The organism is Mesotoga sp. UBA5825 (genome assembly GCF_002432955.1).
Taxonomy (GTDB): domain Bacteria; phylum Thermotogota; class Thermotogae; order Petrotogales; family Kosmotogaceae; genus Mesotoga.
On sequence record NZ_DJHG01000019.1, the window covers coordinates 20,877 to 21,083 of the forward strand.

Consider the following 207-nt stretch of genomic DNA (forward strand, 5'->3'; position numbering starts at 1 on the left):
AGGAGATATGCAAGAAGGAGACACCTGTCCTGAAAGATGCTGGTGAGGGGCACATGGTCGCCTGTCATATGGTTCATAGTGAGGAATGGTAAGACCGGGAAAATCGTGGTTGGGGGTGGCAGGTAGCGGGTTCGTAAGTGCAAAAGAAACTGGTTGGCCGTTGAGCGGTTCTCCGTTAGCCGAGGAGAACCCGTTATTCGTTCCAAA